At 61.9% G+C, this 12762-nt stretch carries 13 protein-coding genes; 3 read left to right on the top strand and 10 right to left on the bottom strand.

Features of this window, described 5'->3' with window-relative positions; all coding sequences use genetic code 11:
• The first annotated feature begins 33 nt into the window (after positions 1-33).
• From EQV96_RS00165 to EQV96_RS00155, 3 genes are all read left to right on the top strand, one after another.
• Positions 34-393, top strand: a complete 360-nt coding sequence (locus EQV96_RS00165) for a VOC family protein (RefSeq protein WP_240880993.1) — start codon at positions 34-36, stop codon at positions 391-393.
• A 265-nt stretch (positions 394-658) separates the two neighbouring features.
• Positions 659-982, top strand: a complete 324-nt coding sequence (locus tag EQV96_RS00160; RefSeq protein WP_095023299.1) for a type II toxin-antitoxin system RelE/ParE family toxin — start codon at positions 659-661, stop codon at positions 980-982.
• Entirely contained in the window at positions 979-1281 is a 303-nt protein-coding gene (locus tag EQV96_RS00155) for an addiction module antidote protein (RefSeq protein ID WP_095000014.1), read from the top strand. The genes EQV96_RS00160 and EQV96_RS00155 overlap by 4 nt, the downstream gene beginning before the upstream one ends.
• A 60-nt stretch (positions 1282-1341) precedes the next feature.
• On the opposite strand, the gene EQV96_RS00150 is transcribed toward EQV96_RS00155, so the two are convergent.
• The 10 genes from EQV96_RS00150 to EQV96_RS00105 form a co-directional block, all read right to left on the bottom strand.
• The gene (locus EQV96_RS00150) at positions 1342-2724 is read right to left on the bottom strand and encodes a DUF1329 domain-containing protein (RefSeq protein ID WP_232527576.1); all 1383 of its coding nucleotides are present in this window, start codon (positions 2722-2724) and stop codon (positions 1342-1344) included.
• A gap of 88 nt (positions 2725-2812) precedes the next feature.
• Complete coding sequence (locus EQV96_RS00145) at positions 2813-4501, bottom strand: class I adenylate-forming enzyme family protein (protein WP_130871347.1); 1689 nt, start codon at positions 4499-4501, stop codon at positions 2813-2815.
• 37 nt (positions 4502-4538) lie between these two features.
• Positions 4539-5678 carry an acyl-CoA dehydrogenase family protein gene (locus EQV96_RS00140; protein WP_240880992.1) on the bottom strand — a complete coding sequence of 380 codons (1140 nt, stop codon included), beginning with the start codon at positions 5676-5678 and terminating at the stop codon, positions 4539-4541.
• An 11-nt stretch (positions 5679-5689) separates the two neighbouring features.
• Complete coding sequence (locus tag EQV96_RS00135; RefSeq protein ID WP_095018446.1) at positions 5690-6880, bottom strand: acyl-CoA dehydrogenase family protein; 1191 nt, start codon at positions 6878-6880, stop codon at positions 5690-5692.
• A 142-nt stretch (positions 6881-7022) separates the two neighbouring features.
• Positions 7023-8192: an acyl-CoA dehydrogenase family protein gene (locus EQV96_RS00130; RefSeq protein WP_095018445.1), complete on the bottom strand. Its 1170-nt coding sequence runs from the start codon at positions 8190-8192 to the stop codon at positions 7023-7025.
• Positions 8193-9371 carry a lipid-transfer protein gene (locus tag EQV96_RS00125; protein WP_095000008.1) on the bottom strand — a complete coding sequence of 393 codons (1179 nt, stop codon included), beginning with the start codon at positions 9369-9371 and terminating at the stop codon, positions 8193-8195.
• Between the two features lie 17 nt (positions 9372-9388).
• Positions 9389-9808 carry a MaoC family dehydratase gene (locus tag EQV96_RS00120; protein WP_095018444.1) on the bottom strand — a complete coding sequence of 140 codons (420 nt, stop codon included), beginning with the start codon at positions 9806-9808 and terminating at the stop codon, positions 9389-9391.
• Positions 9780-10913 (bottom strand): acyl-CoA dehydrogenase family protein, encoded by a 1134-nt coding sequence (locus EQV96_RS00115; RefSeq protein WP_095018443.1) that lies wholly within the window; start codon positions 10911-10913, stop codon positions 9780-9782. The genes EQV96_RS00120 and EQV96_RS00115 overlap by 29 nt, the downstream gene beginning before the upstream one ends.
• A gap of 10 nt (positions 10914-10923) precedes the next feature.
• Complete coding sequence (locus EQV96_RS00110; RefSeq protein WP_095021156.1) at positions 10924-11901, bottom strand: OB-fold domain-containing protein; 978 nt, start codon at positions 11899-11901, stop codon at positions 10924-10926.
• 53 nt (positions 11902-11954) lie between these two features.
• Positions 11955-12728, bottom strand: a complete 774-nt coding sequence (locus EQV96_RS00105; RefSeq protein WP_240880991.1) for an SDR family oxidoreductase — start codon at positions 12726-12728, stop codon at positions 11955-11957.
• Positions 12729-12762 lie beyond the last annotated feature (34 nt).

Here is a 12762-nt window from a genome sequence, read left to right as displayed (position 1 = left end):
AGTCACTTATCTATATTTGAGCCTCATAAGGAGATGCCCGTGACCACTGACAACCGCCAAAACAGGATCGACAACATCGAATTCAACGTCCATGACATCGCGCGCAGCAAAGCCTTTTATGGCGCCGTATTCGGCTGGACCTTCACCGACTTTGGCCCCACCTACAGCGAATTCAGCGATGGGCGCCTGAGCGGCGGCTTCACCACTGGCGAACCTGTACGCCCCGGTGGCCCGCTGATCATTCTGTACGCCGACGACCTGGCCCAGGCTCAGCAAGCCATCAGCGCTGCCGGAGGTCGCATCAGCCGACCTGAATTCAAGTTTCCCGGCGGCAGCCGCTTCCACTTCACCGACCTGGATGGCTACGAACTGGCCGTGTGGTCGCAGGCATAATTAATCACTCCCCTTCGACACAACCCTCCCCCTCCCCCGGCAATGACGTGTTGCATTACCGGGGTCTGCCGCTGCGCCGCAATTGCGCCTATGTAATAAAACCTGCACAACCTTGCGATCCATCCTAATTGCCCTCGCTACACCGCAGCCCTAGCTTTGCCACGGCCACCTTCAATCACATTGAATGTGGGTCTGCACTGACGAACAGCCGTGCTTGGCGGTTAAAAATAATTGACCAAAGGGTAGCTTCAAAGCTACATTTCAAATGCTAGAGATAAGACACTACCTCAGCGAAACAGGTAACGACCCTTACCAGCAGTGGCTGGACCACTTAAAGGATCGCACGGCCAAGGCACGCATCACCGTGCGGGTCAACCGGCTTTCAGCGGGCGCTTTTGGTGATTGCAAAGCCCTGTGCCAGGGCGTATGGGAATTGCGTATAGATCACGGACCAGGCTATCGGCTGTATTACGCTCGGGACGGCAAAAAACTGGTGTTGCTGCTGCTGGGTGGCGACAAGCGCCAGCAACAGGCCGATATCGAAAAAGCCGTGCGCTGCTGGAACGAGTATCAGAAGAGGAAGCCATGAACAAAACCAAGAATCACGACGAATCCGTTATCGAGATGATCCGCCAGGATCCCGAATTTGCCATTGAATACCTGCGTATCGCCATTGATGAGCTCGATGAAGAAGGTGGCCAGGCCAGCTTTCTGACCGCGTTGCGCCATGTTGTCGAAGCACGGGGCGGCATGGCACAAATAGCCGAAAAGGCCGGGCTTTCCCGCGAAAGCCTGTACCGCGCCCTTTCGCCCAAGGGCAACCCGACACTGCGCACCATGCGTCAGGTCGTCCATGCCACCGGAATGACGTTTGCCTCACTGACCTGAGCCCATGAAAAAGCCCCGCAGGCGTTACACCGACGGGGCTTTTACCTGCAACCCTGCTGTTTACCTCCCCATCGCCCGCGCCGCATCAGCGGTGTACTGGTCAGGGGTGAACTTGCCTTCGTTGAGGATCGGGCCTTTCTTGGCTTCGTTGGTCATGCCGTAGCCGGTGTACTGCCCCGAGTTCAAGTCCATGAAGAACTGTGAACCGGCCTGCCAGCCACTCATGTCCGGGTGGTAGTAGTAGTTGATCATGGCGTGTTTCCACAACTGGCCACGCGCGTCGTAGTTGTCCGCCAGCACCGAGTTCCAGGTGTCTTCGTCGAGGAACAGTACACGCTTGCCGTATACGTGGCGGTAGCCTTCCTTGAGGTCGGCTTCAACCACCCACACCCGGCGCAGCTCATAACGCATCAAGTCCGGATTGGGGTGATTGGGCGTCAGCATGTCAGCGTATTTCACCGTACCTGCGTTGGGCTTGTAGGCGTTGGCCGGGATGTAGATTTCGCGCTTGCCCAGCAGCTTCCAGTTGTAGCGCTCCGGCGAGCCGTTATACAAACGGTCTTCGTCCACAGTCATGGTGCCATTGGTACCGATCATCGGCTGGTCGTAGCCGTAGCCTGGCAACAGTCGCACACGACGGGTCGAAGGGCTGTAGCTCCAGGCCTGGCGCGGGTCGGTGGCGAAGTTGTAGGGTTCGTGGGAGATGCTCAGCGTGCCGTTGTCACGGGTCGGCTTGAGGGTCATGTTGTTGCTCATGGCCTGGAGCTTGTTTTCAGTCCTGGGTTCTACCGTAGGCGAGTTGGCCATGGCCAGGTTACGGGCATAGGCACGGCCCCAGCCAATGCTGCCGTTGGGCAGCACGGAGGCCAGGTCACTGGTTTTTTCTTCGGTCCAGGCACGGGCCGGCAGTTGGTGGTTCCACAGCGCTTCCATGCCGTTTTTAGGAATCGGGAACGGCACTTGTCCCAGCCCTTCAAAGCCCATGCCATCATTGACCAGCTTGGCGTTCAAGGCGTTGTTCATGACCCGCTGGCACACGTAATCCGGGTAGCGGTAGTCACGGTGACCGGTGTAGATGTTCATCTTGTAGGTGGTCGGATAACGCTTGAGCAGCGCCTTCTGGCCTTCGGTCAGTTTGTCTTCGTACTGGGCCATGTTCTGCGCGGTAATCACCAGAATCGGCTTCTCCGCAGCGTAGGGGTCAACCGGCTGGTCGCCGGAAAACTTCACATGGTTCCAACCCGGCACTTCGCCCAGGTACTTGCCGGTATACGCAGGGATGGTGCCCGCGGCGTTACCCGCCTGCTCTGCCCCTACACAGGTCAGCTCCTTGCCCAGTTTGGCCGCTTCTGCGGGCGATACCTGAGCAGATGCCGTGCCGATGGCGACCACGTTGACGGCCATGGCGGCTGCGAGCATTACGCCTGTTCTTGTTATTTTCATGTATTGCCTCCTACGCGAATAAGGCTTGCTGGGGGTGTGCATCCATTCTTCGCCAATCAGCGGCGAGCACATCGTCCACAGAGACTACTCAGGCCGTTACCAGCAGTTCCTTGAGCACACTTTTTAGCGTCTTGCCCGAGGCATTGCGGGCAAAGGGTGTGTGCTGCACATGGATCTGCGCCGGCACCTTGTAGCTGGCCAGGCGCTGGGCGATAAAACTGCGCACGGCTTCGCTGCCTGGGGTTGCATCCGGCTCGCCCCGCACCACCAGAAACACCACTTCACCCAGCACATCATCAGGTACGGCAAATGCTGCCGCTTCAATCACCCCGGGCATTTCACAGGCACAGGACTCAACTTCGGCAGCAGCTATTTTCTCGCCGCCGCGATTGATCAGATCCTTGGCGCGATCCGTGATGTAGAGGAAGCCTTCGTCATCCAGCAAGCCGATATCGCCGGTGTCGAGCCAGCCATCGCACAGGGTCCGCGCACTGGCTTCGGGCAGGTTCCAGTATTCGCTCATCAGGGTTGGCGAGCGCATCCAGATCAGCCCGCTGACCCCGGCCGGCACGGGGCGATCCGGGCTGTCACCGATACGCACATCGACAATCGGCAAAGGCCACCCGGCCGATGCCGGTTTGTAGACGAACTGGTCGCCACCATGGGCCGCACAGATGCCATTACTTTCGGTCAGGCCATAGCCGCTGCCACCGATTGCTTCGGGCTTGCGCCGGGTCAGGTTGTCCAGCAGGCTGCTGGAGGGTGCCGCACCGCCCAGGCCCAGCCCGAACAGGCTCGCAGTGTCGGAGCTGCCAAAACGTGGCGAAGCCAGCAGTTGCTGCATCATCACCGGCGCACCGTTGAACTGGGTGCATTGTTCGTCACGTATCAGGTCGAGGGCTTTTTCCACGTCCCACTTGTACATCAGCAGCAAGCGCCGCCCACTGCGCAAGGCCAGCAGAAACTGGGCATGCAGGCCACTGACATGGAACAGCGGCACCGCCATCAGGGTGGCGGGAGCATAGCCGCTATTGATTACCACACTGATGCGTTCCGGCGAACTGACCGCACAGAATGCCCCCTGGAACTCCAGGGCGACCAGCGCCTGGCAGACTGCGCCATGGGTCGACAACACGCCCTTGGCCAGGCTGGTGGTGCCCGAGGTGTAGAGGATCATCGCCGGATCACTGGCACTGACCGACTGTACCGGCACGCTCAGCGCCGGGGCTGCCAGCAGGTCCTCCAGCCGATGGCAATGCTCCTCCAGCGGCACGCCTGCGCGCAGCCCCGCCACCACGGTTGCCAGCCCCTGCTGGCGCAGGTCATTGGCGAGCAACTGCAAGCGTGGCTCGTCGCACAGCAACAGGGATGCGCCGCTGTCCTGCAGACCGTGGAACAGTTCGTCACGCAGCCCCCAGCTGTTGAGCGGTACACACACCGCACCGCAACGCTGGATGGCGGCAAACGCCACCAGCCAGGCGGGCTGATTGCGCATGGCAATGGCCACGCGATCACCCTTGCGCAAGCCAAAGGTCTCGACCAGTTGCCCCGCCAGGCGATCCACCTGATCGAAAAACTGGCTGAATGTCAGGCGCTGCTGCTCCCACACCAGAAACTCTCGGTCACCGTGGATGCGCCCGCTATCAATCGCGGCCCAGACGCTGGCGGCGGTATGACGAAAAAATTTCGGCCCGCCATCGGCGGGTGTCTGTACTTCAAAAGGCGAGCCGGCACCAATCAGTTGCTGCCAGGCGCTCTGCCATTGTTCAAGTTTCATCTTGTTATTCTCCTGACTCGAACTGCCCGCTACAGGCTCAAGCGTGCGCCAGCTCCAGGGCTCCATAACGCTCGCAGTGATAATCGGCATCGCCAAGGGTTGCCTGGGCCACCCGAATACGCTTGAGAAACAGGCCCACATCCAGCTCGTCGGTGACGCCGATGCCGCCGTGCATCTGCACCGCCTCGTTGACCACCTTGATCGCCGTCTGCCCGGCCTTCCACTTGGCCAGACTGGCCAGGCGCTGACGCTCGGCCTCGCTCAGGCTGCTGTCGTCCAGCGCCGCCAGACCGGCCATCACGGCGCTGCGTGCCAGCGCCAGATCCACATACAACTGCGCCGCGCGATGTTGCAGGGACTGGAAGGTGCCTATCGCCACATCAAACTGCACACGGGTCTTGAGGTAGTCGAGGGTCAGTTCAAACAGCTTTTCAGACATGCCCAGCATCTCGGCAGCCAGACACACGCGGCCGCGATCCAGGGCGATATTCAAGGCCGGCATGGCAGACCCGGCGGCACCCAGCAAGGCATCAGCCCCGACCTGTACCTGATCCAGCTGCAAGCGCGCATGGTTGCGCGAGTCAATCAGCGGCAACGGGCTGACGGTCAGGCCCGGGGCATCTGCCGGCAGCAGAAACAGACTGATGCCTGCCGTGCCGGTGCGTGCCGCCACCAGATAAGCGTCGGCCCCCACCCCGTCGATAACGAAATATTTATCTCCGCTCAGGCTGTAGCCGTCGCCATTGGCCACAGCTTGCAACGCCACTTTCGCCGGGTTGTGCCGTGGCTGTTCGTCCAGCGCCAGCGCCACCCGCTGCCCCCCGCTGATGGTCGCCGACAGCCAGCGGTCCTGCTGCTGTGCATTGCCTTGCAGGTGCAGCAGCGATCCGCTGAGCACCACACTCGAAAGCAACGGCGTGGCACTGAGATTACAACCGATGGCTTCAAAAATCGGCCCCAGGCCCATGCAGCCAAAATCCAGCCCGCCGAGGTTTTCCGGGAAAGGAATTGCACTCCAGCCCAACGCCACCGCGTCTTGCCACAGTAGCGGGTCAAAGCCGTCCACCTGCGCTTCATCCCGCAAGGCGCGCTGACGGGACACCGGGCTGCGCGCGGCGAGAAACTCGCCGGCGCTGTCGGCCAGCAGTCGTTGATCTTCGTTGTAAAGCAGGTTCATGGTGAGTTTCCTTACTTCACGTCAGGCAGGCCCAGGACCCGCTTGGCAATAACGTTGAGCTGCACTTCCGACGAGCCGCCAGAGATGGTCAGGGCGAAGCTGTTCAACCAGCCGCGGGTGATTGCCTGTTGCTGGGGGCTGAAAGCATCCGGGTCCCAGCCCAGTCCCTGATAGCCCATGACATCGAGCAGCACTTCGAACTTGTCGCGCTCCTGTTCGGTGTGCACCAGCTTCATGATCGACATCAGCCCGCTGACGTCCTGCCCGACGCGGGCGGCTTCGCCCATGCGCTGCACGGTCAGGTTGTAGCTGTGCTCGTTCATGGCCGTGGCCACCGCTCGTGCAACCAGTGCCGACTCGCTCTGGCCGGTGGCCTCGGGCAAGTACTGTTTGACCAGGGGCAACAAATGAAAATGGGTCGGCAAGCTGAACTCGCCAAACTTGGACATGGCCTTGCGTTCGTGTTGCAACAGACGCTTGGCCAGGTTCCAGCCGCCGTGCAGCGGCCCGATCAACTGGCTTTTCGGAACTTTGACGCCATCGAAAAACACCTGACAGAACGCCGACTTGCCGCTGATCAAATCAATCGGCGCAACGCTGACTCCGGGGCTCTTCATGTCCAGTACGATCAGGCTGATGCCCGTGTGCTTGCTGGCCTTGGCATCGGTGCGCACCAGAGCGTACATCCAGTCCGACTTGTCGCCGTAGGAGGTCCAGATTTTGCTGCCATCGACCACAAAGTGATCGCCGGCATCCCGGGCCGATGTTTTCAGGCTGGCCAGATCAGAACCAGCATTGGGCTCGGAGAAGCCCTGGCACCAGCGCACCTCTCCACGGGTCATGGGTGCCAGCAGCTGTTTTTTCTGCTCTTCGGTACCGAACTCCAGCAGCACCGGGCCCAGCATCCAGATGCCCAGGTTGATTTGCGGCGGGCGGCATTTGAGGCGGCGCAGCTCGCTTTCGAGCACGGCGTTGTACTCCGCACTCAGCCCGGCGCCACCGTATTCAACGGGCCACTCGGGGCAGAACCAGCCTTTGTCGCGCATGCGCTCGAACCACAATTGCGCATCTTCACTGGGGAACTCCATCTTGCGGGCCCCCCACACCATTTCGCCTTCAGGGATGGCCTTGCGTTGCGATGGCGGGCAATTGGCCTCAAGCCAGCTGCGGGTCTGTTCTCTGAACTGGTCAATCGCGTTCATGTTGTTTCACCTTTCGGTTCTTGTAGCCGCTGACGAGGTACGAGGCTGCGACGGGATGAGCAGCAGCCCCGGTGATCTGCAGGGCCTGCGCCCCTTGTCGCAGCCTCGTACCTCGCCAGCGGCTACAGGTTTTCGGCAATGTTTAACGCTGGGTACGCGGCATGCCCAAACCGAACTGGGCGATCAGCTCGCGCTGGATTTCATTGGTGCCACCGCCAAAGGTCAGGGTCACTGAAGCACGCACTTCGTACTCCAGTTCGCCGTGCAGCAGCGCCGCCGGTGAACCGCTGCGTATCAAGCCCGCGGCACCGACCATGTTGCTCAGGACTCGCAATATCTCGATCCCCGACTCCGAGCCGTAGACCTTGGTGGTCGACGCCAGCGCCACGTCCATGCGGTCGCGCTCGAGGTCGGCGGCAATGCGCAGGTTGATCAGGCGCATGGCTTCCAGCCGCGCGTAGCACTGCGCCAGTCCCGCACGCACCCAGGCCTTGTCGGTGGCACGCACGCCACGTTCATCGGCTGCATTGGCCCACTTCAAGACCCGGCCAAACAGCCCCACGACCTTGTCCGACCAGGCGCCCAGGCCCAGACGCTCGTGGTTAAGTTGTGCCGTGATGAGTTTCCAGCCGCCATTCAACTCGCCCACCAGCATGTCGGTGGGCACCCGCACGTTGTCGTAGTAGGTGGCCGCCGTCGGGATGCTGGTGGTCGGGATCACCGTGCTGGCAAAGCCCGGCGCGCGGGTGTCGAGAATCAGGATCGACACGCCTTTGTGCCGCGGCCGCTCGGCGTCGGTGCGCGCCGCCAGCCAGATGTAGTCAGCCGACTCCGCACCCGAGGTCCAGAGCTTGTTGCCGTTGACCACGAACGCGTCGCCTTCGAGGCGCGCCGTGGTTTTCAGCGCAGCCAGATCGCTGCCTGCATCCGGCTCGGAGTAGCCGATGGCGAAGATGATTTCCCCTGCCGCGATACCCGGCAAAAACCGCGCCTTTTGCTGCTCGGTGCCGTGGGCCATCAACGCCGGCCCCACGGTGCTGATGGTTACGAACGGCAACGGCGCACCGGCGATATTGGCCTCTTCAAAGAAAATAAACTGCTCGGTAGGGCCATAGCCCTGGCCGCCGTGTTCCTTGGGCCAACCCACCGCCAGCCAGCCGTCACGGCCCATCTGGCGGATGGTGTCGCGGTACAGCTGGCCGCCCTCTTTGCCGCGCAATTGCTCACGCAACTGCGGGGTCATCAGGTTCTGGAAGTAGTCCCGCACCTTCAAACGCAGGGCATGTTGTTCTGGCGTCAGGTCGACGAACATTCAGGCTGCTCCCAGAATCAGGCCGCTGGTTGGCACACCGGTGCCGGCCGTCACCAGTACGTTCTCGACATTGTCGACCTGGTTGACCGAGCTGCCGCGCACCTGCCGCACCGCTTCGGCCACGCCGTTCATGCCGTGGATATAAGCCTCGCCCAGTTGCCCGCCATGGGTATTGATCGGGAATTTGCCGCCACGGGCATGGTGCCCGGCGCGAATAAACTCCTTGGCCTCACCGCGTTCGCACAGGCCGAATTCTTCCAGTTGCGGCAGTACAAACGGGGTGAAGTGGTCATAAATGATCGCCGTTTGCAGCGCCTCGGGGCCAAGTCCCGACTGGCGATACAGCTCTTTGGCGACAACGCCCATTTCCGGCAGTCCGGTGATGTCGTCGCGGTAGAACGAGGTCATGATCTGCTGGCCCGAGGTAATGCCCTGGGAACCGGCCTTGATCATCACCGGCTTCTGGCGCAAGTCCCTGGCGCGCTCGGCCGAGGTGATCACCATCGCCACCGCACCGTCGGATTCCTGGCAGCAATCGAGCAGGTGCAGCGGCTCGCAGATCCAGCGCGAAGCCTGGTGTTCTTCCAGGGTGATCGGCTTGCCGTAGAAAAACGCCTGGGGGTTGGTGGCGGCAAAATCCCGTACGGCTACCGCTACGCGGCCAAAGTCTTCGGAGGTGGCCCCGTAGGTATGCATGTAGCGCTGGGCAAACATCCCGACCCAGGATGCCGGCGTGTGCAGGCCGTGGGGCATATACCAGCCGTAGTTGACGTTCTCGAACGTCGGGGTCGAGGCAAAGCCGTAGCTGCCGCTGCCGAAGCGATACCACGAGCGCTCGTTCATGGCACGGTACACCACCACCACTTTGGCCACACCGGTGGCCACGGCCATGGCTGCGTGCATGATCGGCCCGCAGGCAGCACCGCCGCCGTGGGGTACCTGGGAGAAGAACTTGACGTCCTTGCACCCCAGCAACCGGGCGATTTCATATTCCGGCACTTTATCCACCGAGTACGAGCTGAAGCCCTCGACCTCGGAAGGGTCAATACCGGCGTCTTTCAACGCAGCCAGAGTGGCCTCCAGCGCCAGACGCAGTTCGGTGCGCCCGGAGTTTTTCGAAAATTCGGTCGCGCCCAGGCCAACAATGGCCGCGCTGCCGGAAAGTGACGATTGCGTCATGAGTACTGTCTCCGCGATCAGGGCAGAACCAGCGCGACCGTACCGGTCACGTGGTTACCCATGGAATTTTTGCCGCTGAGGGTGATTTCCACCGTGCGGGTAGTGGCATCCTGACGGGTGACCGCGCCATTGAAGGTCATGCTGTCGCCGGGATAATTCGGCGCGCCAAGCTTGATCTTCAGCGAGGCAAAACGCGCCTCGGGGCCGGCCCAGTCTTCGATATAGCGTTGCACCAGGCCGTTGGTGGTGAGGATATTCATGAAGATATGTGGCGAGCCCAACTCCCGCGCCGCCTCTACATCATGGTGGCCGGGGAAATAGTCGCGGGTGGCGATGGCACCACCGGCGATCAGGCCCACGGTGATCGGGATCGCCAGTTCCGGCAGGGTTTCGCCGGGGCGCACGTCGTCAAAGCGCTTGGTGTTCTGCAAGGTCATATTTCCATCCCAGCTTGTCGTTATGGCTCAGCCAGTCGCCGAGGCGTTCAAGGCATGCTGCCGATCCACCCAGGGCACAACCCAGGGCGCGGCTCCAGTAGAGGAAGCGGTGTATCGGGTAGGTCAGGTCGACACCTATGCCGCCATGTACGTGCTGGGCGTTGTGCCCAATCAGATGCCCCGCTTCACAGGCTTGCCAGGCTGTGGCCAGTGCTTCGCTGGGCGCCGGCAAACCGGCGTCCAGGCGGTAGCACAACTGCCACAGGGTGCTGCGCAGCGCTTCGAGGGCGATATGGGCGTTGGCCATGCTCATTTGCACCGCCTGAAAACTGCCAATGCTGCGTTCGAACTGGCGCCGCTCGGTGACGTATTCCACGGTGCGGCGGATCTGCTCGGCACTGACGCCCAGCTGCAGCGCCGCCAGTGCCGCGATGCTGCGCGGCTCCAGCCAGTCCAGCGCGGCTGGCGGGAGCAGGCACTCGGCGCGGATCAGCAGCCCGTCGATATGTACATCGGCAATGGCCTCACCATGGGTCATGCGCCCGGGCACGTGAGTGATCGCCTTGTCGCCCAGCTCGACCAGCGCCAACCGCGGCTGCCCGTCAACACTGACCAGCAGCAATGCCGCCTGCGATTGCTCGGCCAGCGCCAGAGCGCCAACACGGCCTTTGACACGCCAGCCACCGTCAGTCTCTACCCCGTGCAATTGAATGCCATGGGCGTTGAACAGGCCGCTCAAATCCAGGGTCAGCAATGCCCTGCCCGCGGCGGCCTCCTCAGCCCACGCCTGCAATGACGGATCGGCAAACTGCGCGACAGTGGCAGCCGCCAGTTGATGGCGCCACAGCGGCACCTGCCCCAACGCACGGCCCTGAGCCTGTAACACCAGCATCAATTCGGTCATGCCCAGGCCGCTGCCACCCTGTGCTTCAGGGATGGCCAGGGCTTGCAGGCCGGTTTCCACGCACAGTTCCCACAGCGGCTGCATATAGGCCTGCTCACTGGTATCGAACTGGCGCAGGCGGTCATCGGTGCAATAGTCGGCAAACACGCTGCCGGCCATTTCGGCAATGGCGCCCTGGTCTTCGCTAATGTCGAAATCCATGCTGGCTCCCTTACTCGACCACAGGTCGGAATAGCGGCAAGGTCAACTCGCCATCGAAGGTCTGGAACTCAAGCTGCAAGGGCTGGCCAATACGCAGGTCCTCGCGCTTGGCGCCTGCAAGCCCCGCCACCAGACGCACGCCCTCCTCCAGCTCGATCAGGCCGATCGGGTTGGGATGGTCGAACGGGGCAACTTCGGGGTAATGCATGATCACAAACGAATACAGGCTGGCGCGGCCGCTGGCCTGCACACTGTCCCAATCAAACGAGTGGCATTCGATGCACACCGGCGCCGGCGGATGACGCAAGGTCTGGCACTGGGTGCAGCGCTGGATCAGCAGCTTGCCGGCGTCACAGCCTTCCCAGAAAAACCGCGTGTCATCGCTCATGCCCGGCTTCGGCCGTTTGACCACCGCAGCCGCTTCGGCCTTGGCCGGAGCGGCCTCGACCGCATGGTTGTTGGCCGGGCGAAACTTGAATACGCGAAACAGCAACTGGCCAACGGCCTCGTCGCCACTTTTGTGTTCAACGAAGTAGTCCATCACCAGGGTGACAAAGAAGCCGGTGCCCAGACCGGTGGTTTTTTCGTCGCCCACCGAGTCAAGCCGCGTGGTGTAGTAGAGCTTTTCACCCGGACGCAGGTTGCGCTCGAAGGTCAGTTCGGAGTTGACCGCGACCACCGACGGATAACCGTAGGACTCAATCAGCTTGAGCACTTCATAGGGGTTTTCGGTGGTCGAGCCGGGCGCATAGTTGTTTATGTGAAAACCTTCCATGCACCACACCTGCAACATCGCAGGCGGCGCCACCAGCCCGTCCTGGGCGCTGTTGGCGGCAAAGGCCGGGTCGGTGTAAAGCGGGTTGTCGACGCCCATGATCTCGCACCACTGGCGGATCATCGGGGCGTTGACTTCGTCCCAGGCGTAGACGCGACCATATTCACGCCCCACCAGGGCGCGCACGTCGGTTAGCAATTGAGAATCAGCCAAGTTCGTCTCCTGCGTGTCAAGTGCAGCAACCGGGTGGTCGCCGCTGAAGGTCGTCAGTGCGCAGCGCTCAAAAAAGCCGGGCGTTCGCCGCCGCCGTGCAACAACAGGTTGCAGCCGCTGGCATAGCCGGCCAGGGGTGATGCGATAAACAGGCAGGCGTTGCCGATGTCTTCGGGCAGCGCCATGCGCCCGGCCGGGATCCCGGCGCTGACCGCCGCGATGCCTTGTTCGTCGCCAAAATGCAGATGGGCCTGCTCGGTGCGTACCAGCCCCGGACTGACCGCCACTACCCGCACCCTGGGTGCCCACTCCACGGCCAACGACTGCACCAAAGCCAGCACCCCGGCCTTCGCCGCGCCATACGCGGCGGTGCCCGGCGATGCGCGCAAGGCACTGATACTGCCGATAAACACGATGCAACCACCCTCGTCCTGTTGCTGCATCAGGGCATTGGCCTGCTGGGCAACGTTCAGCGGGGCGATCAGGTTGAGACGGATAATGCTTTCGTGAAAACGCGGCGAGACGCTGGCCGCATCGGCCGGCGGGCTGCCGCCGGCATTGTTGATGAGCACATCGAGGCAGCCGAAATCGGCGCGAATGCCTTCGAACAGTGCCTGGAGCGAGTCCGGGTCGCGCACATCGCAGGCCATGAACACCGCCTGTGCCGACCCCGCCCGCGGCAACACCTCGGGGGTTGTCCTGCCACACACGATCACCCGTGCCCCGGCTTGCAGAAAGCTGCGGGCGATTCCGGCGCCGATGCCTTTGGTGCCGCCGGTGACCAGCACCACCTTGGCGCTGTAATCCAGCCCTGAGAGTTGACCCATGACATGCTCCTTTTCTACTGATGGAGCCACTCTA

This window comes from Pseudomonas sp. TMW22080 (genome assembly GCF_022496745.1).
GTDB lineage: Bacteria > Pseudomonadota > Gammaproteobacteria > Pseudomonadales > Pseudomonadaceae > Aquipseudomonas > Aquipseudomonas bubulae.
The sequence above is the reverse complement of the archived record's forward strand: the minus strand, read 5'-3'. Positions and strand labels throughout refer to the sequence as shown.

Excerpts from the sequence above, each read along its gene's own strand:
- EQV96_RS00165 (WP_240880993.1), top strand. The coding sequence starts at position 34 with ATGCCCGTGACCACTGACAACCGCCAAAACAGGATCGACAACATCGAA.
- EQV96_RS00160 (WP_095023299.1), top strand. The coding sequence starts at position 659 with ATGCTAGAGATAAGACACTACCTCAGCGAAACAGGTAACGACCCTTAC.
- EQV96_RS00155 (WP_095000014.1), top strand. The coding sequence starts at position 979 with ATGAACAAAACCAAGAATCACGACGAATCCGTTATCGAGATGATCCGC.
- EQV96_RS00150 (WP_232527576.1), bottom strand. The coding sequence starts at position 2,724 with ATGAAAATAACAAGAACAGGCGTAATGCTCGCAGCCGCCATGGCCGTC.
- EQV96_RS00145 (WP_130871347.1), bottom strand. The coding sequence starts at position 4,501 with ATGAAACTTGAACAATGGCAGAGCGCCTGGCAGCAACTGATTGGTGCC.
- EQV96_RS00140 (WP_240880992.1), bottom strand. The coding sequence starts at position 5,678 with ATGAACCTGCTTTACAACGAAGATCAACGACTGCTGGCCGACAGCGCC.
- EQV96_RS00135 (WP_095018446.1), bottom strand. The coding sequence starts at position 6,880 with ATGAACGCGATTGACCAGTTCAGAGAACAGACCCGCAGCTGGCTTGAG.
- EQV96_RS00130 (WP_095018445.1), bottom strand. The coding sequence starts at position 8,192 with ATGTTCGTCGACCTGACGCCAGAACAACATGCCCTGCGTTTGAAGGTG.
- EQV96_RS00125 (WP_095000008.1), bottom strand. The coding sequence starts at position 9,371 with ATGACGCAATCGTCACTTTCCGGCAGCGCGGCCATTGTTGGCCTGGGC.
- EQV96_RS00120 (WP_095018444.1), bottom strand. The coding sequence starts at position 9,808 with ATGACCTTGCAGAACACCAAGCGCTTTGACGACGTGCGCCCCGGCGAA.
- EQV96_RS00115 (WP_095018443.1), bottom strand. The coding sequence starts at position 10,913 with ATGGATTTCGACATTAGCGAAGACCAGGGCGCCATTGCCGAAATGGCC.
- EQV96_RS00105 (WP_240880991.1), bottom strand. The coding sequence starts at position 12,728 with ATGGGTCAACTCTCAGGGCTGGATTACAGCGCCAAGGTGGTGCTGGTC.